Origin of the sequence: Paraburkholderia hospita (assembly GCF_002902965.1) — a bacterium.
GTDB classification, from domain to species: domain Bacteria; phylum Pseudomonadota; class Gammaproteobacteria; order Burkholderiales; family Burkholderiaceae; genus Paraburkholderia; species Paraburkholderia hospita.
This window is the reverse complement of record NZ_CP026108.1, coordinates 346553-368512: the sequence shown is the minus strand read 5'-3', so window position 1 is coordinate 368512 and position 21960 is coordinate 346553. Positions and strand designations below refer to the sequence as shown.

Below are 21960 nucleotides of genomic sequence, written 5' to 3'. Positions count from 1 at the left end.
TTGGGATGGACAGACCGGCAACATTCGAAGACGCCCAAAAACGTCTTGAGGACGGAGGGTCCGATGTGGCGCAAGCGCGCCAGGATTTTGATTCTCAAGGAACATCCGTTGATGGTAGCGCAGGATTGGCGTGCACAATGAACGAGCCGGCTCGGGCCAGCGCACCGGGGATCGACGACTCGTGGGGCGGATCGAGCACACGTAAAAGCGTCCAGACACTGATTCATCAACCTGGCTTTGGAATGATCACGTGAGCCGCGCCACATGAGCGGGATGTGAGCGACAATGCCGGTCGTCCATCTGGCTGCCTAGACAGCGTTCATCGCACTGCCGCGTTCGATCACGACCGCCCATGCCGCGGCCTACCATCGACCGGATCGGGATTTGGGAAGACGCGATAGCATCCGGCACGGTTCATTCGCTTCATGTCGTTTTTGGAAACACTCATCGTGAACAAACCGAAGGCTGCTGCATTGGAGATTATGGTTCCGCTGGCAGATGCGGAGATTGACGAACTCGAGCAATTTTTGATGTCCGACTCCACGTCGGACGAGACCTTGATGCTGGACGGCCTCGACGGCTACCTCACCGCCATTGCAGTCGGACCCACGACACTGCGTCCGAGGGAATGGTTGCCCGGCATCTGGGGTTCAACGCCGGACGATGCCCCCGCTTTCGAGACAGCGGAACAGGCGCAGCGCATTTTTGAGCTGATCATGCGGCACTACAACGGCATCATCTGGAGCCTGCAAGACAGTCCCGATGAATTTCGACCGTTAATCGGTACGATGACCTACGCGGGAGACGCCCACGAGTATCCAGACGCCGAGGGGTGGGCAATGGGCTTCATGCAGGGAGTTGCACTAGCGCACCCACACTGGGAGCCGCTGTTCGATGATGCACAAGGGAAGCATTGGCTTCGCCCCCTGCATCTTCTCGGGGCTGAGGAAGTGAGTGCTGACGATGAAGCGCTCATCAGATTGCCCGCCCAGCGGGAAACGCTTGCCGCCCAGATTCCTTCAAGTATTGCGGCTATTTACCGTTTCTGGTTACCTTATCGCGATGCAGTTCACGAGCGTCAACTGGCGACAACGATCAGGAGGAACTCCCCAAAAATCGGCCGCAACGATCCATGTCCCTGTGGTAGCGGGAAAAAATTCAAGAAGTGTTGCGGCGCTGCGAGCATTCTGCATTAAAAGTGCAGCCCATCTGATCCAGGCAAGAGACCGTTGTTTTGTGGGAGCCTGACGTTCGGCCGCCGCCTAGGCGGCGGCGTGCACGAGCGACCGTTCCTGGCCATTTGTTCGCGCTCAGCCGCCTTCGCCATAAGCCGTGCGCCAACAGCGGCTTTGTAGTCTATCGCTCAGCCGGTAGACCAACAAAGTGGAGGTAGCGTGGTGTCACCCTTGCGTAATAGGCTGGACGACCAGTTTTGTGGACGTTTGACACCTTTCGTCACGCAAATTTCACTATCGCGATCTGAACCGGGCGCGCATTTGACGCGCGACGCAAAACGAAAAGAGCCACAGCACTCGCGCTCGCATAAGGCAGCGTTGAAACCAATCCAGCCGCGAACACCTTGACGAGGTAAGTCTACGACCGGCTACCAGATTCAGGACCGGTCGCTCAATGCGAAAAAACCCTGCCGCAGCAGGGTTCTGAGACTTCACGCCGAGGCCGTGGATGATTACGCCGCCTTCTTGTGCGTCGCGTGGTGACTCACCTTGTGCACGTGCTTCGTCGTCTTGTGTGCAGGCGCCGGCGTCGTAGCCGGAGCGGTGGCTGCCGGTGCGGTCGCCGCAGGTGCGGAAGCCTGGGCGAACGCGACAGTGGCAAACAGCGATGTGATCAAAGCGGCAGCAAGCGTCTTCATTGAGAGCAATTCAACCCCGTGCCGGGGCCGGCGTGTGCGGAGAAACGGGACGACGCAAGAGACGCGGTATAAAGGCGGACGGCGGCGCCGCGATGACCGACAGACCAATGGTGCGCACTGGCGGCCTGCCCGCCGCGAAGTGAGCCCGCTTGAGAGCATGGTCCGGGATTCGTCGGCGACAGTGGTGAGCAGCGCGAGCTGCATCCCGTTCACGAGATCGAGTCAATTTCGACGCATCCCAGGGCGCTGCCGTCCACCCACGATCATGAGGTCAGCGATGGCGATGCGCAAGCGCGAAGACAGCCCTGAGGTGTTTCCGAACGCGGCGGGGATCGATATTGGCGGCTCGAGTCACTGGGTCGCGGTGCCCAAAGGGGCGGCTGAAGAGCCGGTACGCGAGTTTGGCACGATGACCGACGATCTGCACGAGATGGCGGACTGGCTGCTGGCATGCGGAGTTGACACGGTCGCCCTCGAATCGACCGGCGTATTCTGGATACCCGTGTATGAAGTGCTGGAGCAGCGCGGGTTGACGGTCTGGCTGGTCGACGCGCGGCAGATGAAGTATGTGCCGGGGCGCAAGAGCGATGTGCAGGATTGCCAGTGGTTGCAGAAATGGTATGGACGCCTCCCAACGCGACGAATAGCGGAGGTGGTCGCAATGAGGAGAGTTAAGGAAGGTGCTATCACGTGGCCAAGTCGGAAACGAACGATGGCATGGGACGTCGCGGTCTTGACGACGGCATCAGACGACGACATCAGGGAGCTGGTTTCGCATGGTCGCAAGCGCCTGCCCGGCGCTTGCGACCGGAGCACAGCATGGCGAACCGCTCCCCGCGTCAAGGGACGCTGCACTCCCGGGCTGACGCCCGGGCCCTTGACCCGTCAGATCTCCCCTGGACGGGGGCAAAGTGCTCAAGTTGGAAGATCATGGAGATCTTCACAGGAGGGCGTCATGAAGCTGACTCCAGTTGGTATCGACATTGCAAAAAACGTCTTTCAGGTGCATCACATCGACGAGGAGACCGGTGAAATCGTGAACAAGCCGATCAAGCGGGCGAAGTTTCTCGAGTACTTCGTCAACCGTGCACCGTGCCTGATCGGCATGGAAGCGTGTGGCGGTGCGCATCACTGGGCAAGGCAGCTCACCAGGATGGGCCATCAGGTAAAACTGATGCCCGGGGAATACGTGAAGGCGTTTAACATCCGCAACAAGAAGGATCCCGCCGACGCCCGGGCGATCTGGCTGGCGGTACAGCAGCCGAGCAAGCCCGTCGCGATCAAGACCGAGATGCAGCAGGCGATGCTGGCGCTGCACCGTACACGCGAGCAGCTCGTGAAGTTCCGCACGATGCAGATCAACGCGCTGCGCGGACTGCTTACGGAGTACGGCGAAGTCATGGCCAAGGGCCGAGCGCCGCTGGACAGGGCAATGCCCGACGTGCTGGCCCGGGTTGCCGATCGCTTGCCAGCGGCACTGATCGACACGCTGCGCGAGCAGTGGAACGGATTGACCGGCCTGGACGAGCAGATCGCCACGATCGAGCGACGGATGCGCGAATGGAAAAAGGAAGACCAGGAGGTCAAGGCGATCAGCGAGATTCCTGGCGTCGGGCTGCTGACGGCGACAGCCGCAGTCGCGACGATAGGCGACGCAAAAGCGTTCCGCTCCGGCCGCGAGTTTGCCGCCTGCATCGGGCTCGTACCGAAACAAACAGGTTCGGGTGGCAAGGTGAAGCTGCATGGGATCAGCAAGCGCGGCGACACCTATTTGCGCACGCTGCTCATTCACGGTGCACGCAGTGTTATCACGAACGCGAAACAGCCTGATCCCTGGATCGAGCAGATGAAGAAGCGACGGCCACCGAATGTGGTGGTCGTTGCGCTGGCCAACAAGATGGCACGGACCATCTGGGCGGTATTGGCCCACGACCGGCCTTATCAGAGGGGATACGTGAGCACCAAGCCTGCATGAGCGAGTAGCGTTGCGTATGAACCGATGGAACGTCAAATGGTTGCGCTGGGAATCGGGAGTGATGGCAAAACAGGTCGGACCGGGGACTCGCCAAACCTGAATGAGCTGTAAGAGCTTCGAGCTCGTTGCAGAAATGAGGTGCGAGTCAGCGGATTCCATAGGGGCCCGCAGCGGGAAATGCCAGCTGCAACAAGGCCGCATATAAAGCTGCAGCCGTTCCTGTCACGTCAGATCGCTCGAAACCCTTTGCAAACGGGAGGCGTCCATATAAAGCTCATGAGCCTGGGGCTGCTGCGAGCGGCCTGGCGCCCTGGCGACGAGGTCTGCGTGGTGCGCGCGGTGGCGCGCCACCGCGAGGTGCTGCTCACCGAGCAGGCCAGCTGGGTGCTGCGCATGCAGAAGGCGCTGGTGCAGATGAATCTCCAGCTCACCGAGGTGCTCACGGATGTGATGGGCATGACCGGGCAGGCGATCGTGCGCGCGATTGTCGCCGGCGAGCGCGATCCGAAAGTACTGGCCAGTCATCGCCACGGCCGCGTCAAGGCCAGTGCGGCCGAAATCGAACGGGCGCTGACCGGCAACTGGCGTGACGAGCACCTGTTCGTGCTGCAGCAGGCGCTTGCGATGTACGACAGTCTGGCTCAACGCGTCGTCGAATGCGATGAGAAGATCGAGGCGCTGCTCAGGCCACTTGGGGTTCACGAAGTCAAACTGTCAGGTCCCGGCAAGCGCTGCGGCAAGAACACGCCGCAGTTTGATGCACGGACGGCGCTTGCGCGCTGGGCGGGCGTCGACCTCACACGTATCAACGGGCTGTCCGTGACAACGGTGATGACGATCCTCTCCGAGATTGGTCCGGACCTGAGCCGCTTTGCCAGCGTGAAACACTTCTGCTCGTGGCTGGGTCTGTGTCCGGGCACGAAGATCAGCGGCGGCAAGGTCCTGAGCGCGCGCACGCGCCGCTCGGCGAACCGGGTGCGTCAGGCGCTGAAGCTCGCCGCCATGAGCCTGTCGCGCAACGACTCGGCGATTGGTGCATTCTACCGGCGGTTGTGCGCGCGTATGGACAAGCCGCGCGCCAACACGGCGGTCGCCCACAAGCTCGCCCGCATGGTGTACTTCATGCTCACGCGTGGCGAGGCCTTCGTTGACCAAGGGCAGCAGCGCTATGAGGAGCAGCAGCGCCAGCGCAGCATCGAGGCACTCAGGCGCCGCGCCACGGCGCTTGGCTTCCAGATTACCCCAACCGCGCAAACCCTCTGAAAACCAGCGCGACTTTAATGTTTCTCACGAGTCTCCAGTGGCGAGTAAGGCGACGATTCATTGCGTCGTCCACTGGCATAACGCATCGGATCGGGTTTCGTTGACGTCAGGCAACAGGCTTCGCGAGCCTGTCCCTCCCGGTACGACCGCGCCTTCAACCTCATCGTTCGCCCGACACGCCTGACTCCCCCGATACGACGACGTCCGCCTCGACCTGCTGCCGCGATCGTCATGCATCATCGAAGCTGCACTTTCCGTGTCGCCATATAGGTATCAAACAGGCCTTCATGCAGCCGGCTTAACGCCTGACGCAGGCCCACCAGTTCGTGCTGGTTGCCTTCATGCTCCCGGCGCAGGATCTCGCCCAGCAGCGCACACGCACGCGACGCCGAATGGTCGCGCTGCACGCGCGCCTCACGCAGTTTGCCTGCGAGCGCCGGCTTGACCACCAGCAGCCAGGCCGTATGCGCAAGCCAAGAACGATTCCATGATACTCGCAGGCTGTGTTAAAGAGGCCGCCCACTCGAACACAGCATGAGGATCTGGGCGATGACAGCAAGACGAACCACCATCCGGCAACTGCCGTTGACCGAGGTTGTTGACCGCGACACACCCGGCGCGACGCCGGTCAGCATCACCACGCCCGAGGGCGGCGCCATCTACCACACGGTCCTGCTCGCAGACCCGGACACCAGCAGGAGGCGCGACTCCCGTCCGCAGTCGATCGCAGGTACCTTCCCACTTTTCCCTGTTGTCCGACTCGCGGACGGCACGCCGTGGGCTGAGGCGAACATCTGGCTCATCGATATGATGGAGTCGAAGTCGTCGCCCAACATGCTGACCTTCGCCAGCATCGCAGACGATCTGGTGGCGTTCCGTCGTTATCTGGATGACGAGGGCATCGACTGGCTGGTGTTCCCCGTGAACAAGCGGCAACGTCCGACCTACCGCTATAGCGCCTCGATCAAGCTGGCCGTGCAGGCAGGCGAACTGTCTCCGAGCGTCGCCAGGCGTCGTATGGGCACTATCGTGCGCTTCTATCGCTGGCTAATGACCGAAGCAGGCTTCAAGCCCGTGAACGCGCCGTGGGTCGAATCTGACCGGTTCATCGAGTTCAAGGACCAGAAGGGCTTCAGCAGCGTGATCGAGGTCAAGACCACCGACCTGTCGATCAGTGGTCGGCGCGCAGAAGACCCGTGGGACGACCGCATTCAGGACGGCGCTCGCCTGCGCCCGCTCCCCTCTTCCGAGCAGTCGGTACTGCTTGAATCGTTAGCCGCTCTCGGCAACACCGAGATGACGCTCGTTCATCTGTTCGCACTGTTGACGGGCGCTCGGATCCAGACGGTACTGACCATGCGCGCGAAACACGTGATGCGCAAGCCGGGCGAGTTTCACGGCGACGACATCCGTCTCGCCTGCGGACCGGGTACGGGCATCGACACGAAGGGCGGTGTCAAGGGCGTGTTGCATCTGCCGCGCGGTTTCTACGAGCGGCTGTACATCTATATGCACAGCGATCGTGCGCGCAAGCGTCGCCAACTGGCAGACGGCGGCGATCACTTCGACCAGCCGCTCTTTCTGAGCCATCGCGGTGCGCCGCTCTACGAGGACCGCGCGTCGCGCGCCCCGGTCAGCACTGGCCCGCACGTACGCCGTCACCTCAAGACGGGGCAGGCCGTACGCCAGTTCATCAGGGACGAACTGTTGCCCATGATGCGCGTACAGCTCGGCAACCCCAGGTACGAGTTCAGCTTCCACGACCTGCGCGCGACCTACGGGCTGAACATGGTCGACACGATGACAGCGAATGAGACTAAGTACACCCGGGCACTCGATCAGTTGCGGCAGTTGATGTGGCACGCCCGGCCGTCCACGACCGAGATTTACCTCGGCTACCGCGAGAACCGCAAGCTCTTCGACGCTGTGCAGGACGGCTGGGGCACGCACCTGTCGGCACTGGTCACGCGCGCCCTCGACACTGCGGTGGCAGCATGAGCCGCCTTTATGAGGAAGTGTGCATGCCGCTCGCGGAGGGCACAACGCTGCTGCACCCCGAACGCGCGTTGCTCAAGTGGGAAGGCCTTGCCAGCAGGTCCGATATCGGGCGGATCTGCTACCTGACGCGTGATACGTCGAGCCGGCAGCGCACGCGACGCACTTTCGACCAAACAAGCTTCAGCAGCGAACGGGCCAAGGTCGTACGCCTGCTGGTGGCGCAGCTTTCCGGGCGTATGACCCTTGGCGCGATGCGTCCGAAGACGGTCTACGGTGCTCTGCGCGTCATGCTTGACTTCGTCAACTGGGCCGACATGCAGGGCCTGCATCAGGTGCTCTGTGACGAGAAGGCTACCGCGGACGCGGTTCATCGCTACTTCCGTGAGAAGCGCGAACAGGTCTCATTGGGCAGCCTGCACCGCAATTCCGTCGCCCGCTATCAGCGCAATCTGCTGTCGATGCTACGTGAGCTCTTCAGAGACGACGACTTCTGTACCGATGCGAGGGTGCTGCGCAGCCAAGAGGCTGCTTCTGTGCCAACGGCTGTGCCAGATGCCGAAGCACAAGCCTCCCTGCTCGCATGGGCTGACGCACTCTTCAACAGCATCACCACGCTCGTACTCGATTTCAAGCCGTACCCGATGCACGTGACCACGGCACGAGGCGAGCATCTTTGCCTTGTTCCGCACCCATTTGGCCGTAATAAAGGCGACGACTCGCGCGGCCTGCTTGGCTGGAATCTGGAGACGGGAGAGCCGCGCACTCGCGAAGAACTCACGACGCGCATGGCTGGGGCAGGAGCTAAAAATCCTCGAACGAGTTCGTGGAGCATCGCCAGGCTAACGGCTAAAAATCTTGCGGCGGCGAACGCGGACGCGCAGTCTCCGATCCGCCGCTCGCACGCTTCGATAGCGGTCTCCTGTTTCGCCGCGCTGTTTCTCGCCGAAACAGGCATCAATCTCGCGCAACTGCTGGCCATGAAGTGGAGCCCGGGGCTCGCCGCGAGCCTGCAGGATGCGTCAGTTGCACGTCAGAAGTTTCGCGAGGTCAAGTACCGTGCAGCCGGGAAGGACGTAACGTTTACCGTCTCGTTGGGTTTCATGCCGAAGCTCAAGACGTATCTGGCGCTGCGCGAGTATCTGGTGCAGGACGCAGACTGCGACGGGTTATTCATCGTAGTCGGGAATCAGGTACAGCTACGACGGCCAATCGGTCTCCCAACCGAATTTCTGACTCTGCTTTACGCGCGGCTCAACAAGCTCGGGATCGTGCTGCCGCGAATTAGCGCACGTCAGTGGCGCGCGGCGAAGCAGGATTGGGCGGTGAGCAACCACGGCCCCATCGTCGCAGCGAAGCTGATGGGGCACTCGCTGGCCACGGCACTGCGTTCATACTCGAACGGCACGGACGCCGCACACAAGGCAGAGATGGGCGCGTTCCTCGCTTTGGTGGAGAAGACCGTGCTCAAGCCCGTCAACGACCCGGCGGGCAGCATCAGGAGTGCGGTGGGTGTCTGCATCGAGTTCAACAAGCCTGCGCCAATCGCGGCATCGGTCACCGTACAGCCTGATTGCCGCTCGACCGAAGGGTGTCTCTTCTGCGACCAGTACCGCGTACACGCTGACGTCGCCGACATCCGCAAGCTGCTGAGCTGTCGTCACTGCGTCAGGCTCGTGAGCGGACGTGCCGACTCGATTGAGCAGTACGACAGTTCGTTCGGTGCCGTGCTGCGGCGCGTTGACTTCCTGCTGGATGAACTGCGCAAGCGCGACGCCGCGTTGGTCCATCAGATTGAGCAGGACGTTGACATCGAAGGGAATCTGGACACTTTCTGGTTGGCCAAGCTCAACCAGCTTTTCGAATTGGGAGTGGCATGAACAACACGCTGATTGCGCCGATCGCTGAGCGTCCCGACTGGTATCGGGTAGAGGACGATACGGTCGTCACGCACGATACGGCTGGGAACACTGTTTCGCTGTTTGGTGACGACGCCTGGGACATCCGTGCATACATGGTTGGGCCACGCAGCACCCATCTCTATTTCAGGGGTCACTCGCCTGACGGCGTGAGCCGCGCGCTTTCAGAAGCGACTACGCGTCAATGGAAGCAGGTCATGTACTTTCTGATGCACGAAGCGACCGATACGGTACCGGCGTCCGGCACGCTTCAGGCTCGTTCAATGTACCTGAGGGAGTTCATGTTCTTTGCCGCCGCACTTCAGCTTACGCTCTACGAGGGCCTGTCCAACATCGCCGTTGTTCTGGACTATGCGGCGCAAGCCGGGATGGAGGCGAAGGCCCAACGCCTTCATTCGATTCTGGTGAAGCTTCACCGTCTGGGGGTCGAGACCACAGGGCTGCGCGTACCGCTGGCCCAACTGCATAGGCCTCTGCTTGAACGCTGGGCGCAACACGCTGGATACTCGCAATACCCTGTCATCCCGACGCGGATCTACCAGCACTTCCTGTCGACCTGTCAGCATGACCTCGGCATCGCTGAGGGCGTCGCTGACGTTCTGTCGGACTACCTCGCACGCGGGTACGCTGGCGAGAGTCCTGGCGTCTCTGCGGCACTGGTAAGGGCTGCCGCGCACTTCCGGTGCAAGGACCGCCGTTACGTCGTGTCGTCGCTTGTCGCGTCAATTAGCGCGCTATGTCAGCTTGTCATCGTGTCGTTCACCGGCATGCGCGCGGCGGAAGCGGAGAACCTGCCGTACGACTGCCTGAGCGAGACCCGTCTCGATGGCGTGACGCACTACACCATCGAGGGTGTCACGACCAAGCTGTCGGGCGGGCGTCCCAGGCGCGCATGCTGGGTGACCGGTCCGCTCGCTGCTCGCGCCGTCAGGCTCGCGCAACGGCTGTCGGGCGAGGCGCACCGGGCACACGGCGCGCAAGGCTACGCCGAATCGACGGACGGTTCGCACCTGCTGTTCTGCCGGATGGGTCTGAATCTGAGTTATGGGTACGTGGCAAACCGGGCGGCGAGTAACGTACATGACGATATCGAAGCCTTTCGTGAGCGTGTCTTCCCGACGATCACGGTCGAGGACATCGCTGAGCTGAAGCGTGTCGACATGCACCGCGCCTGGGAAGACGAGCCGAAGTACGCGGCCGGGCAACAGTGGCCGTTCACGCGCCATCAGCTTCGCCGCACGCTCGCGCTGTACGCGCACCGCAGCGGTCTCGTAACGCTGCCGACGCTCAAGCGTCAGTTGCAGCACATCACGCAGGAGATGAGCATGTACTACGCTCGTGGCTCGGCATTCGCGAAAGGCTTCATCGACACCGACAAGACCCACTTCGCGAAGGAATGGGCCGAGGCACAGGGCCTGTCCGAGTACCTTGCGTACGCCGAGCAGGTGCTGTTCTCTGACGGGCGGCTATTCGGCGGGCATGCAGCGTGGACGCAGAGCCGTGCCGTGCAGGCCTCGCCTGTGTCGGTCTACTCGCGCGAGCAGACGATCAGGATGTTCGAGAAGGGCGAGCTGGCGTACCGCGAGACAGTGCTAGGCGGCTGTGCCAGCGTCGAACAGTGCAAGTCGACGCCGCTCGACTGGATGCGTCTGGATTGCCTTGAATCGGACTGCCGTAACCTCGTGGTTGTGCCGTCAAAGCTTCAGCGCGTGATCAAGGCGCAGCAGGCTACGGTCGAGAAGCTGCGCGCTGTCGATGAGGCTAGCGTCGAATACCGTATCGAAGCACAGACGCTGCAACGACTGCTTGTCGCGCAAGAGAACCTGATCAACCCGGAGACAGCATGAGCGGCGCCATGACCGACTACTACGCCGCCCTTGAACGGCTGAAAAAGCGCAAGAATGCGCGTATCAACAACGACACCGTAGCGATCGAGGCGGGCCGCAAGAAGGGCAGCATCAAGAAGTCGCGCCCGCAGTTCGCTGAACTGATCGAAGCGATCGACGCGGCCAACGCAGTAGCCGAGCGCCCGAAGCGCGAACTGACCGACCGTCTGAACCGCGCGAAGGGCGACGCGAAGGATCTGCAGGCACAGCTTGACGAGTCGCTGGCTCGTGAACTCGCACTGCTGCGGCAGGTGTTCGGCCTGCGCAAAGAACTGGCCGCGCTGCGTGGCGGTAGCGTCCTGCCCTTGCAGCCGCGCTAGATCGAGGCGGACGTCTTCGCTCGAAACGGGCGCTTGGGCTGTTTCGCTTGCGTCGATTTGATGTTCGGGAAGATTCCCGGTACGGCTCACCCCGCGTAATGACGCATCAAATTCGATCGTGGTTCTGTGAGACCGCTGAACGGGTCAAGGGCGGGCGAAGCCCGGCGAAGTGAACCCTTGATGCGCGGTGGTTTGACACCCTCTAGCATGGTTGGACGCCCGGCTTTATCGGGCTTCCAACCATGCGGAACTTGCTGCGAAAGATGGACACTCCGACGGTCGTGCTGTCCACTTTTTCGGCTGATCTGATGGACACCTCGCAGACAGCTGATCCCAGTATTTTCAAGGCTCCGGGCGATGTCCATTGTTTTTCTCTTGCGCGTAACGCGGGGAACCACGCGGAATCTTCGACTTCGCCGCTGCCGGGAAACCCCGCATCGAAGCGCAGCCGTAACGCGTCAAGCGACGCGTCGCCCAGTGCGGACAGCACCGTCGCGAACCGGCGAGGTGCCAGCCATGCGAGTTCGGCAACCAACGGCCATGCGGCATCCAGTCCGCCCGTCCCGTAGCGCCTCGGTCATCCAGGCCAGCGGTGCCGGAATGCGCCACCACGACTCGATGCCCTCGACGGCCTTGCTTGCAGCCACCCACTCGCCCGCGTGCAGCCACAACGGTACCGCGTGTATTTCAGCCTGAGTCCCGGAATGACTGTTGGCTTGATGATCGGCGCTGCGAAACGGCAGGGCTGCGGCCCGCTGCGCCAGCAACGACCAGCACGGCGCCAGCCATGCGCCAACGGTCTGCGCCGGGAGCACCCGCCGCGCGGCGGGTGCGACTTCCTCCTCGAGGTGACGGCGGGCAACGGCCAGTGACGCATGATCTGCAAACGGCGTTGTGGAACCACCTTCGAGTTCACGGACAAGCACCGTCATCGCGGACAGCGCGTGATCGTCCGGAGATTCCGTGGCCAGCTGATCCAGCGCCGCTCGCGCGGCCGCTCCATTGCGGCGCTGTAACTGGTCGAAGACGCCGTTGCGCAACACCACGTCGCGGCTGTCGGCAAAGATATCGAGCTGCTGTGCGGTCGGCTGCATCGTCATCGCGCTCAGAAGAGTTGATCGTGAAGAGTGCTGAGGCTAAGCCATTTCACCGTACTGCGAAAGGCGCGGCCGTCCGCATTGACGGACTCGATGATCACGCGCTGGCCGCTCGCCTCGGCGATCACCCGCACGATCCGTTGACCATGGCGCATCAGCGCGCCAATCGGCCGCCAGGCCGGTGCCGCCTGACGCCCAACCCGCCCGGTGCGCCCGGTGCGCAATTTGGGGCCTTTGCTCTCGCCGGGTCTGGGTGCCATCACGCCTGGCCCCGCTTCTTTCGCCGCACGGCGGTCTTGCCTGCCGTCATCGGCGCGGCCGCTGACTTGCGTGCCGGACGGCTCGCCGGCGGGCGCGTCGCAGTGGAACGTGGGGGGACGGCTTTCGCACGGACCGGATGGGCCTCGCGGAAGGCCGCCTCGTGCACCCCGGCCCGACGCTCCGCCTGACACAGGGCCGCCAGTTGCTCCTGCAGCGTCACGTTCGCGGCCTGCACCGCATCGAGCCGGCCCTGCAGCACCCCTGCCTGATGGCGCGCATCACCGAGCTGCGCCTGCAGCGCCTCGACCGCGCGGCGCTGCTCGGCTTCGCGCCGGTCGGCCCGCTTCGTGGCCTCGTCGATTTCCTTCTGCAGCTTCGCGACGGCGCCACGCTCGCGATCGATCTCGAGCAGTGCGCGCTTTTCCGTGGCGCGCAGGCGTTCCTCCGCCCGCTCCGCCGTTTCGCGCAGTTTCTCCAGATCGCGCGAGAAGCCTTCGCGCACCTTCTCCAGTTCGCGGTCGCGCGCCGCAGCCTCGCTTTTCAGCCGGACGAGCTCGGCCTCGAGCGCCTGGCGCGCCGCGTGGCCCTCGGCCTGCGATTTTTCGAGTTCGCGGACCTCGACCTGGGCGGCGAGCAGCGCCGCGGTCCGCTGCTCCAGGGCCGTCTCCGTGCGGCCCAGTTCGTCCCGCGTGGCCGCGACCCGCTGCTCGGCTTCCGTGCGCTGGCCCTCCACTTCCGCCCGGAGCGCGTCGAGTTCCGCCTGTGCCGACGCGGTCGCGCGCGTCCACAGCGTCGCGACGAGTTCCCCGGCCGCCGCACCGAGATCGGCCGGCAGGTCCGGGTGCGCGATCCGCACCCGGCTCTTGTCGCGCAACTCCGCCCAGAACTCCCCGAGCACCGCCGCGGGCGTGCCCATGCTGCCGCGCTTCACCAGCTGGTAGAGCCGGTTCACGGTCGGCGCCTGGCCGTAGCGGAAAAACAGCAGCGCGCAGACCTCGCGGTACAGCGCGCGCGTGTTCGGGAATTCCGCCTTCAGCCGCTCGATGTCGGCCGCGAGGCGGGCGTCATCGGACGGCATATCGGGTGGAACGGCGGACGGCACAGCGGACAGGTCACCGGACATGGGGCTGGAAGGACGCTTCGATCTGTCAATAATACAACGTAAAACGCACCATATCCAATTACAACAGCCGACTAATTTGACATTAACCCCATAATGTCCAAAAATAAAGGGCTAATCGTGCCGCGGCCTGCTGCACGATTGATACAGGGACAGATTGACTTCAGACCCGTTCCTGCAAACGCTCACCTTTCCCGGAAAAGCTCACCGTCATGTCCACGCCATCGTCAGCCCACCTGGTGCTGGTGCACCCCGCCCCGCTGGAAAGGCTCGTGATCCCGGCGGCACTCGACGGCCACGCCGGGACCAACCGCGCCACCGGCGGCATCGCGCAGATCGCCGCCGCGAACGATCTCGAGGCGATCCGCGCGTGGCTCGCGCGCTTCGCCGACAAACGGACCACCTTCGACAGCTACCGCAAGGAAGCCGAACGGCTGCTGCTGTGGTCGCTCGTGCAGCTGGGCAAGCCGCTCTCGTCCCTCACCCACGAGGACTGCCTGCGCTACCAGCGCTTCGTCGCCGATCCGCAGCCGGCCGCCACCTGGATCGCCAACGCCGGCGCGGGCGGCGGCCGCAAGCATGCGCGTGGCGACGCCCGCTGGCGGCCGTTTCACGGCCCGCTGTCGCCCGCCAGCATCCGCCAGGCGATGGTGATCCTGAATGTGCTGTTTTCGTGGCTGGTGCAGGCCGGGTATCTCGCCGGCAACCCGCTCGCGCTCTCGCGCCAGCGCACGCCGAAGGCCGCCCCGCGCATCACCCGCTATCTCGAACCGGGCCTGTGGCAGGAGGTCAAGGACTTCATCGCGTCGATGCCGCAGCAGACCGCCCGGGACCGCGCGCACTATCACCGCGTGCGCTGGCTCTTCACGCTGCTGTATCTGGGCGGCCTGCGCATCGCCGAGGCCGGCGGCAACACGATGGGCCAGTTCTTCGTGCGGCGCGACGCCGGCGGGACGATGCGCTGGTGGCTGACCGTACACGGCAAGGGCGACAGGGAAAGGCTGGTGCCGGCGACGCGTGAACTGATGACCGAGCTCTCGCGCTACCGGCAGTCCCTGGGCATGACAGCTCTTCCCTCACCTAATGAGGCGACGCCACTCGTCATGCCGATAGGAAGCACTGCGGGTAGCACTGTAGGTAGCACAGCGGATGGGACTGCCGCAAAGACGGCAGGACGCACAAACAGTTCGACGCGGGACACAACGCAGCCCCCCTCAACCCGGCCGCTCACGCGCGCCGCCGTGCACACGATCGTCAAGGATGTGTTCGCCCGCGCGGCTGAACGGCTACGCAAACAGGGAGATGAACATGCGGTGCGCGCCGACCTGCTGCAAAAGGCGTCGGCCCACTGGCTACGGCACAGCGCCGGTTCGCATATGGCCGACCATCAGGTGGACCTGCGACACGTGCGGGACAACTTCGGGCATGCGTCGCTGACCACGACCAGTATCTACCTGCACGTGGACGAGGATCGCCGGCATCAGGAAACCGACGAGAAACACCGGATTGACTGGTGACTTCAGTACCGGCTGCCAGGGAGATGGACGGCGGGACAACGGGACAGCGTTGAGGCCACTGCTTCAAGCAGATCTTCAAATGTTAGTCATACCGGTTTGGAGTTGCGCTCAGATCACCGATGCGACGCTGGCGAAAACCGCAGCGTCAGCCATCGCACATGGCGACGGCGCGATTTTGGCAAAATTTGGCAAAACTGCTATGCTGGTCGTATGACGACGATGAACATTTCCTTACCGGACGCGCTGAAAAGCTTCGTCGACGAACAGGTCAGCGAACGGGGCTACGGCACCAGCAGCGAATATGTCCGCGAACTGATCCGCCGCGACCAGCAGCGGCAGCATTTGCGTGCTCTTCTCGTGGAAGGCGCAGCGTCGGGCCCGACAGTGCCTGTTGATGCGCCGTATTTCGAATCACTGCGCGCTCGCGTGCGTCGCGCGCGTAAATGAAGTCGAAACCCGTCGTCCCTACCCGGCAGGCGCAGCAGGATCTGGAAACCGGGATTGACTATTACCTGTCCGAGGAAGGTTCGGAGGCCGCTGCACTGGGGTTCATCACTGCTGTCGAAGAGGCGTTCCAGCGCCTGGGGAAAAATCCCGCGATGGGATCGCCACGCCATGCCCACGAACTCGACCTGCCCGGGCTCCGGTCATGGCCACTTAACCGTTATCCACACCTGGTCCTTTATGTGGATCGCGGTGATTACGTCGAGGTCTGGCGTGTGATTGACGGCGTGCGGGATATTCCGGCGTGGCTGCACAACGAAAATGGGTAAATGCGCACCATGCGGACGTTCGGCGCCCGCCCCCTTACCCTGACCGCATCGGAACCGTTCAGATGCCAAGGCAGCGCGCCAGTCCGCGGCAGCCATGCCGCACACAGGTGAGTTCATTTACACGCTTCACCTGAAACTGTAGAACCTCAATAATCAGGCCGCATCGCCTGTGCAACAATCGATCACGCACTTTCTCGTATCGCTCGCAGACTGACATGGATACCCTTGAATTCGAACCTCAGGTGCTTGCCGGCCGCGGCGTATCGTTCAGCCTTCCCTGTCCCCAGGGGCCAGTCGAATGCATGGTCACGATCAAGGCACTGCAGGACTGCTTCTGGCTTGAACCCAACGCCGATGACATCCGGATCCTGCGTGCCTTCCGCAATGGCTATGGCCGTATCCGGGCGATCGCCGAGCGCAAGGTACTCGCTCATCCAGCCACGCACCTTGAACTGACCACCGCCGATTTTGCGCGCCGGTGAGCGTGTCGCCATGACTATTGTCTTCGACGATGAAGCACGGGCAGAAATGCTGTGTTACCTCGTGGTCGGTGAACTTGTCGCCATGGCACGCACCGGCGACTGGCTCAGGACGGATCACCTGGTCGAACTGTCTCTCGTCTGGATGGGCGCTAACGGCGCGCATCCGGAATGGCGGGACCGAATCAGCATCGTCCGCATGGCGGTCGACCTGGCACCCGACGTCCTCGTGACGTTCGGACTCAGGACCGAGGAAGCCGTGGCGTCACTCTTTACGGATGGCGGGCGGCTCGATTATCGCGTGACACTCGTCAGCCAGATCCATGACCGCTGTGCTGCGAGGCTGCTGCGCGTATAGACATGCTTCGCAACCCGCTTCCGTTACAGGCGTCGCCTGAAAAATTCTCGCCACAAAAAAATACCCCCCGCCGGATATGGCCGGTGGGCTTCAACACGCACCCAAAGTCAGGGATAACCTGCATCTTTTCGGATGCGCCGACATTTCATGGAGTCCGGCAACGGAGCAGGCGGTACGACTGAAAACGATCAGGCGATCTGCCTTCTCGCGCGTCAGCCGTCCAGTCCGTCACATCCCGCCGATGTCACCCGGCATTGACGGCGTCCCTGAACGCCGTTCCTGCGGTGAACCTGACGGTCTTCGCCGCCGGAATGGCGATTGTCTCGCCGGTAGAAGGATTCCGCCCCGCGCGCTCGGCGCGCGCCCCCGTCGAAAACGAGCCGAATCCGATCAGCTGGACTGTCTCGCCGCGGATGACGGCCGCCGTCACGGCCTCGAGAATGACATCAATGGCTTCGGCCGTGCTGGTCTTGCTCCCGCCTGTGGTAGCCGCAACGGCATCAATCAGTTCGTGTCTGTTCATCTGTGAGTCTCCCTTTGAGCCATAACACCCCCGTGCTGGCGGACCGGACGCCACCCTACCGCACGTGAGGCGGTCCAGCAACCCGCGAGTTGTCCTGGAAAGCGCCACTGTGTCCCGATGCCCCCTTTCCTGTCGACAGGTTGTCTGGCGAAGCCGGATCGTATGCTGGCACGCCAGACAGTTAGTTGCGCATGTCCGTATGCAAGGGTTGAGTTTGCAGAGGAAGTAGCGATATGCTTCGCGACTGATTTTTGAACCGCGATGATCAGACAGACACCCACTCGGACTTCACACATGCAACAGCGACGCATCACTGCACGACGCTCGTCGGTGCATGGCAAGGGACTCTTCGCGCTGCGGCCCATCGCGGCCGGCGAGCGGCTTATTGAGTACACGGGTGAACGGACCACCTGGCGGCGCGCCGCCGCGCGCCAGCGCGCCGACGCTGGCCACACTTTCGTCTTCGGGCTCTCGGACGGGCGGGTGATTGATGGCAGTCGCGGGGGCAACAGTGCCCGCTTCCTGAATCACGCATGCACACCGAACTGCGAAGCGATTGAGTCGGGCGATCGTGTCTTCATCCACGCGCTCGCCGACATCGCGCCCGGCTGCGAACTGTTTATTGACTATGCGCTGGTCATCGACGGCGAACCCACCGATGAGATCAGGCAACAGTATGCATGCCGGTGTAACTCGCCCGGGTGCCGGCGGACCATGCTCGGCGCGTCAGATGGTTGACGTCGGCCGATGCGAATGACTGTTGCCGGCGCTGCTGGATGCCTCTTTGCGACCCGATTGAGTCACTCAGTCAGCATAGGCGCCGGTCAGCTCTCGCGCCGATATGAGACATTCGCACGCAGCGCTGCAGTCACTGGCACCAGTGTCCCCGCTGAACTGGTACCGGCCGAGATTGCGAACGGCGGCGGCGCGATTACGCTGCTGGAGTTCTGCGACCGCTACAAGCTGTCCCGCTCAACGTTTTACGAAATGCGCAAGCGCGGACTCGGGCCGGGCGAACTCCATATTGGCCGATGTGTGCTTATCGCGTGGCGCGCCATCCGGGAGTGGGAAGTAACGATGGTCCGACCGCTGGAGCGCAGAGCAGCTTTTGGCTGACGAGCGCAGGCGTTCCGGAATGCGAAAAGCCTGCTAAATAAGCTTTTACTCGCGCTACACATCGCTTCTCCGAAGGCGGACGGCAGCACTGCGCGGCGCGTGCATAATGCCGGTGTGCCTTCACCTTTAGGCAGCCCTCGCCAAGCAGTTACGAACAAAACTGAAACCAATCCGGGGATCCATGTGGCCGAAAAATTCGATCCAGATAAGCTGAAATCAAACGCTTTGACTTCCATCCGACTGGGCGTCGAAGACTACACCCGCAGTCAGCAAGCAGACGGCGGCGATCCCGATCGCGCGCTGTCAGCGCTGCGCAACTACTTTGCAGGGATTCTTCTCCTGTTTAAGTATCGAATTGCTCTGGAAGCTCCGACTCCCGAGGACGGCTACAAGCTGATTTTCAAGACGGGAGAAATACTTCCGAAACCTGACGGTAGTGGTGGCTTTGAGTGGCAACCGCTCAAGTTCAACAACAACACGATCGATCTGGCGGACATTAAAAAGCGATTCGATGCTTTCGGAATATCGACAGATTGGACGGTGGTCAAGGCCTTGCAAAATGAGCGTAACAACGTTGAGCACCTCCATCCTCAGAATGCGGCCGCTGTCATCGGCAAATTTCTATCCGACACGTTCCCACTCCTGAGCGAATTGATCGAAAAGGAGTTGGGGGACGCGCCTGCGACGCTTCTAGGTGAGACATGGAAAACCATGCTAGAGCAGCATGACTTTTATAAAGGTCAGGTTGCTGTATGCGAAGACGGTTGGGCGGCCCTCAACGTGCCCGATGGCCTCTTGCCGGTAATCCCAGCAATGCAGTGCGAAGATTGTAGATCTTCGCTGTTAAAACCCGACACGACTGACAGTAGCGATCTGGAGAGCGAGAAGGTCAAGTATGCGTGCGTTAGCTGCGGTTTTTCCTCACACGTCATCCCATTGCTAGAAGAAACACTCGTTGATGTTCAGGGCGGGTACGATCCATATGCGGGAGACGAAGAACCGGTCGCCGAATGTCCGGAATGCCAGCATGCGACGTTCGTACATGCCAAGGGCGAATGTCTTTGGTGCGGGATGGAACTTGATCGGGAAGGATGTGCACGTTGCGGCGAAAATTTGACACTGGATGACTACGACAATAACGGATTGTGCGGATACTGTCAGTACCAAGCCGACAAGGCCCAAGATGACTGATGCGACGATGGCCTACGGTACATCACTCTGTGCACCAAAAAAATTTAGAAGCCGTACTAGCCTACCAACAACATGTCCTTGAATAATTCATTACCGGTTGAAGCTTGTATCTACTGCGGCAGCAATGGACCTTTCTCTGCGGAACACGTGATCCCCGCTGGTTTAGGGGGCGATGACAAGCGATTTATCTTGCGCGGAATTGTTTGCAAGAAATGCAACACGGATGTTTTCTCACCGCTAGAGCTCGAATTTCTGCGGAAATCGCCTGCGGCTCTGGGGCGAATTTTTCTTCAGTCTGAAGGGCGACGGCGTGGCAAAGGCGCAAACCCGCCCAAGCTGGAAGCAAGCGCGAAGGAAATGATTACTCCCGCTGGATATGCGGTCGAGATAGAGCTTGGCGCGCGGGGACGGCCTACGATACTTCCTCAACTCGTATTGGTCGGGGATCGTGAAGGCGTTAGTACTGGATCAGAAGCGACGCCATTGCGTGAATATATTGATCGAACGCAAACTCTGCTCGGAGCAAGCGTGGTCTGTGTTTCCAAAGATCCAAGTGAAAAAGCTCCCGCGTTGTATGCGACCACCTATACATGGAACGGCGATCAATATGTTCAAGGTGAAGTGCGATTGGTCTTGGCACCGCCGACTCCGAGCGTGTGGAGCACGCCGCTCAAGCCGAACGCGGATGGAAGCGAACCGAAGTCTTGCGCACGTATGTTCCTACGCGGCAATGGTCAAATTGTGCTTAAGAGCACTGAAAAATTGGGCATCGCGCGAGCACTCACATTTTTCAGGAAATTGATCAATCAGACGACGTTTGAGCAGATGACGGAGCAAGACGTTGAAAATCGGCTCGTAGGAATCTCAATGTCGTTCGATATCGCTGTCACCGGAAGGGTGCTGGCAAAAATTGGCGTGAATCTGCTGGCGTATATAGCTGGCGCTGACTACGTCAGACACCCACAGTTTCAGCGCGTAAAGCGGTCCATAGCGACTGGTGTCCCAGCCTTCCCCTTGCACTCGACGGAACAGAAACTTCCGATCGCGAACATCTTTTCTGGCTTGCCGCACACTCTGCATGGATTCATGATCGCGGGCATTCCCACGCCCGGCGGGACATGTGCCCTGATGCTCCACGCGCGGCTTTACGGCTCGCAGATCGAATCGGTTCTATTAGGAGAAGGGCTGCCTTATCTAAACTTCTCCAACAACACTTTTTTCACAGTGGATTACGAGGCACATCGTATCGAACGATACGAGATGATGGATTTCGTTCGTGCATTCCCTTTCAATTTTCCTCGTCCCTCGGCGGCACCCGTTGGCCAATTGATCCCATGACGACATTCGATTTATACGCCGGACTCAGCAGTCTACAGTTGCCGCCTGATCAGGACGAGTACGACTTGGGCCACGGGCTAGCCCTGCGTCGCACATACGCACGCCTAATGGGTTCGTACACGATCGCGGTCAATCGGCCCGAAGCGCCAAGCAAGCACCACCGCGAACCTTGGAACGCGTCGACGCTGCACAACGAGTTCGACGTTCACACGGAGTTGGTCATCCGCAGCGGCTACAAACCGCCGGGCGATCTGACGCCGTATGATGTGGCACGGACGATTACGAGCCTGTTGCGGCTGTGCTGCGATCCGACGATCCGGTTTCTCATGCAATCGAGCCATTCCTTCTCCGAGATCGCTGCGATTCCGCATCCCGAACTCCGGCTTACACCGGTTGAATCGAGCCCGCAGTACATCCAACTAGCCCTGGCGAAGCCTAAGCCGATGATCGGATTGCTCGACTGGGTCCGCGACCACTGGCCGAACGCTGTCGGCCTTATGGCATCGCACGCCGCCTTCCGGCTCGCAATGGAGGCGTTCGAACTCTCCACATTCGTGCCGCACCACGCACTTACGCTCGTGTCGCTTTGGGGCGCGCTCGAAGCGTTATTTTCGCCATCGACGTCCGAATTGAGGTTCCGCGTGTCGGTCCTGATTGCCTCGTATGCTTATCCGCCCGGCGAAGAACGGCTTGCCCTTCAGCGGGAAATATTTGAACTGTACGATAAACGTTCGGCTGCGGCGCACGGCAAACCGAAGCACAACGACACTCATTTGGTGCAGACGTTCAACATACTCCAGCGCGTGCTGGTTCGGATGATCGAAGACAATGAAGTCCCGAGCAAGGCGGCGCTCAACAACATGCTGCTTGGCGCGTCGTAAAGCCTTTCTGCGAGCGCGCAGTTTCGACTCTCGATGATGTGGAGCCGACATCGGGCGGTTGCTTCTGGCCGATCA

The 21960-nt window shown here is 61.5% G+C and carries 21 protein-coding genes and 2 pseudogenes; 17 read left to right on the top strand and 6 right to left on the bottom strand.

The features are described from left to right. The first annotated feature begins 449 nt into the window (after nt 1-449). The gene (locus C2L64_RS46075; protein ID WP_103154357.1) at nt 450-1196 is read left to right on the top strand and encodes a UPF0149 family protein; all 747 of its coding nucleotides are present in this window, start codon (nt 450-452) and stop codon (nt 1194-1196) included. A gap of 491 nt (nt 1197-1687) precedes the next feature. Here the strand turns inward: C2L64_RS46075 and C2L64_RS46070 are convergent, their stop codons facing one another. Further along, nucleotides 1688-1873 carry a hypothetical protein gene (locus C2L64_RS46070; RefSeq protein WP_007736807.1) on the bottom strand — a complete coding sequence of 62 codons (186 nt, stop codon included), beginning with the start codon at nt 1871-1873 and terminating at the stop codon, nt 1688-1690. Nucleotides 1874-2030: 157 nt separating this feature from the next. Here C2L64_RS46070 and C2L64_RS55320 point away from each other — a divergent pair. The 3 genes and pseudogenes from C2L64_RS55320 to C2L64_RS46060 form a co-directional block, all read left to right on the top strand. Beyond that, nucleotides 2031-2471: pseudogene (locus C2L64_RS55320) on the top strand (IS110 family transposase); the annotation flags it as partial. Nucleotides 2472-2828: 357 nt separating this feature from the next. Beyond that, on the top strand, nt 2829-3848 hold the full coding sequence (locus C2L64_RS55315; protein ID WP_167449623.1) for an IS110 family RNA-guided transposase: 1020 nt from the start codon (nt 2829-2831) through the stop codon (nt 3846-3848). 270 nt (nt 3849-4118) lie between these two features. Beyond that, a pseudogene (locus C2L64_RS46060) lies at nt 4119-5111 on the top strand (IS110 family RNA-guided transposase); the annotation flags it as partial. Between the two features lie 236 nt (nt 5112-5347). Here C2L64_RS46060 and C2L64_RS46055 read toward each other — a convergent pair. After that, complete coding sequence (locus C2L64_RS46055) at nt 5348-5560, bottom strand: hypothetical protein (protein WP_244212308.1); 213 nt, start codon at nt 5558-5560, stop codon at nt 5348-5350. 100 nt (nt 5561-5660) lie between these two features. Here C2L64_RS46055 and C2L64_RS46050 point away from each other — a divergent pair, with 100 nt between their 5' ends. Genes C2L64_RS46050 through C2L64_RS46035 form a run of 4 tightly spaced genes read left to right on the top strand, consistent with a single transcriptional unit; the run spans nt 5661 to nt 11231 of the window. Next, nucleotides 5661-7109, top strand: a complete 1449-nt coding sequence (locus C2L64_RS46050) for a site-specific integrase (protein ID WP_103154356.1) — start codon at nt 5661-5663, stop codon at nt 7107-7109. Then, on the top strand, nt 7106-8986 hold the full coding sequence (locus C2L64_RS46045) for an integrase (protein ID WP_103154011.1): 1881 nt from the start codon (nt 7106-7108) through the stop codon (nt 8984-8986). The genes C2L64_RS46050 and C2L64_RS46045 overlap by 4 nt, the downstream gene beginning before the upstream one ends. Then, nucleotides 8983-10872 carry an integrase gene (locus tag C2L64_RS46040; protein WP_103154010.1) on the top strand — a complete coding sequence of 630 codons (1890 nt, stop codon included), beginning with the start codon at nt 8983-8985 and terminating at the stop codon, nt 10870-10872. The genes C2L64_RS46045 and C2L64_RS46040 overlap by 4 nt, the downstream gene beginning before the upstream one ends. Beyond that, nucleotides 10869-11231 carry a hypothetical protein gene (locus C2L64_RS46035; protein ID WP_103154009.1) on the top strand — a complete coding sequence of 121 codons (363 nt, stop codon included), beginning with the start codon at nt 10869-10871 and terminating at the stop codon, nt 11229-11231. The genes C2L64_RS46040 and C2L64_RS46035 overlap by 4 nt, the downstream gene beginning before the upstream one ends. A gap of 458 nt (nt 11232-11689) precedes the next feature. Here C2L64_RS46035 and C2L64_RS46030 read toward each other — a convergent pair whose 3' ends face one another. The 3 genes from C2L64_RS46030 to C2L64_RS46025 are packed head-to-tail and all read right to left on the bottom strand — an operon-like array spanning nt 11690 to nt 13712. Further along, nucleotides 11690-12331, bottom strand: coding sequence for a hypothetical protein (locus tag C2L64_RS46030; protein ID WP_244212307.1), 642 nt, complete (start codon nt 12329-12331; stop codon nt 11690-11692). A 5-nt stretch (nt 12332-12336) separates the two neighbouring features. After that, a complete protein-coding gene (locus tag C2L64_RS54620; RefSeq protein WP_158660598.1) occupies nt 12337-12588 on the bottom strand; it encodes a hypothetical protein in 252 nt (83 codons plus the stop codon). Then, nucleotides 12588-13712, bottom strand: coding sequence for a DNA-binding protein (locus tag C2L64_RS46025; protein ID WP_103154008.1), 1125 nt, complete (start codon nt 13710-13712; stop codon nt 12588-12590). The genes C2L64_RS54620 and C2L64_RS46025 overlap by 1 nt, the downstream gene beginning before the upstream one ends. A 209-nt stretch (nt 13713-13921) precedes the next feature. On the opposite strand from C2L64_RS46025, the gene C2L64_RS46020 reads away from it, so the two are divergent. From C2L64_RS46020 to C2L64_RS46000, 5 genes are all read left to right on the top strand, one after another. Then, nucleotides 13922-15226 carry a tyrosine-type recombinase/integrase gene (locus C2L64_RS46020; RefSeq protein WP_103154007.1) on the top strand — a complete coding sequence of 435 codons (1305 nt, stop codon included), beginning with the start codon at nt 13922-13924 and terminating at the stop codon, nt 15224-15226. 210 nt (nt 15227-15436) lie between these two features. After that, nucleotides 15437-15673 carry a type II toxin-antitoxin system ParD family antitoxin gene (locus C2L64_RS46015; RefSeq protein WP_097219717.1) on the top strand — a complete coding sequence of 79 codons (237 nt, stop codon included), beginning with the start codon at nt 15437-15439 and terminating at the stop codon, nt 15671-15673. Continuing rightward, the gene (locus tag C2L64_RS46010; RefSeq protein WP_103154006.1) at nt 15670-15999 is read left to right on the top strand and encodes a type II toxin-antitoxin system RelE/ParE family toxin; all 330 of its coding nucleotides are present in this window, start codon (nt 15670-15672) and stop codon (nt 15997-15999) included. Before C2L64_RS46015 ends, C2L64_RS46010 begins: the two co-directional genes overlap by 4 nt. Nucleotides 16000-16214: 215 nt before the next feature. Next, nucleotides 16215-16481 carry a DUF1488 family protein gene (locus tag C2L64_RS46005; RefSeq protein ID WP_094298571.1) on the top strand — a complete coding sequence of 89 codons (267 nt, stop codon included), beginning with the start codon at nt 16215-16217 and terminating at the stop codon, nt 16479-16481. A gap of 10 nt (nt 16482-16491) precedes the next feature. Then, on the top strand, nt 16492-16836 hold the full coding sequence (locus C2L64_RS46000; protein WP_103154005.1) for a hypothetical protein: 345 nt from the start codon (nt 16492-16494) through the stop codon (nt 16834-16836). 244 nt (nt 16837-17080) lie between these two features. Here the strand turns inward: C2L64_RS46000 and C2L64_RS45995 are convergent, their stop codons facing one another. After that, complete coding sequence (locus C2L64_RS45995; protein WP_103154004.1) at nt 17081-17359, bottom strand: HU family DNA-binding protein; 279 nt, start codon at nt 17357-17359, stop codon at nt 17081-17083. A 294-nt stretch (nt 17360-17653) separates the two neighbouring features. On the opposite strand from C2L64_RS45995, the gene C2L64_RS45990 reads away from it, so the two are divergent. The 4 genes from C2L64_RS45990 (at nt 17654) to C2L64_RS45970 (ending at nt 21885) form a co-directional block, all read left to right on the top strand. Beyond that, nucleotides 17654-18097 carry an SET domain-containing protein gene (locus C2L64_RS45990; protein WP_103154003.1) on the top strand — a complete coding sequence of 148 codons (444 nt, stop codon included), beginning with the start codon at nt 17654-17656 and terminating at the stop codon, nt 18095-18097. Between the two features lie 561 nt (nt 18098-18658). Continuing rightward, the gene (locus C2L64_RS45980; protein WP_158660597.1) at nt 18659-19666 is read left to right on the top strand and encodes a zinc ribbon domain-containing protein; all 1008 of its coding nucleotides are present in this window, start codon (nt 18659-18661) and stop codon (nt 19664-19666) included. A 72-nt stretch (nt 19667-19738) separates the two neighbouring features. Then, nucleotides 19739-21004: an HNH endonuclease gene (locus tag C2L64_RS53770; protein WP_158660596.1), complete on the top strand. Its 1266-nt coding sequence runs from the start codon at nt 19739-19741 to the stop codon at nt 21002-21004. Further along, on the top strand, nt 21001-21885 hold the full coding sequence (locus tag C2L64_RS45970) for a hypothetical protein (protein ID WP_158660595.1): 885 nt from the start codon (nt 21001-21003) through the stop codon (nt 21883-21885). Before C2L64_RS53770 ends, C2L64_RS45970 begins: the two co-directional genes overlap by 4 nt. Nucleotides 21886-21960 lie beyond the last annotated feature (75 nt).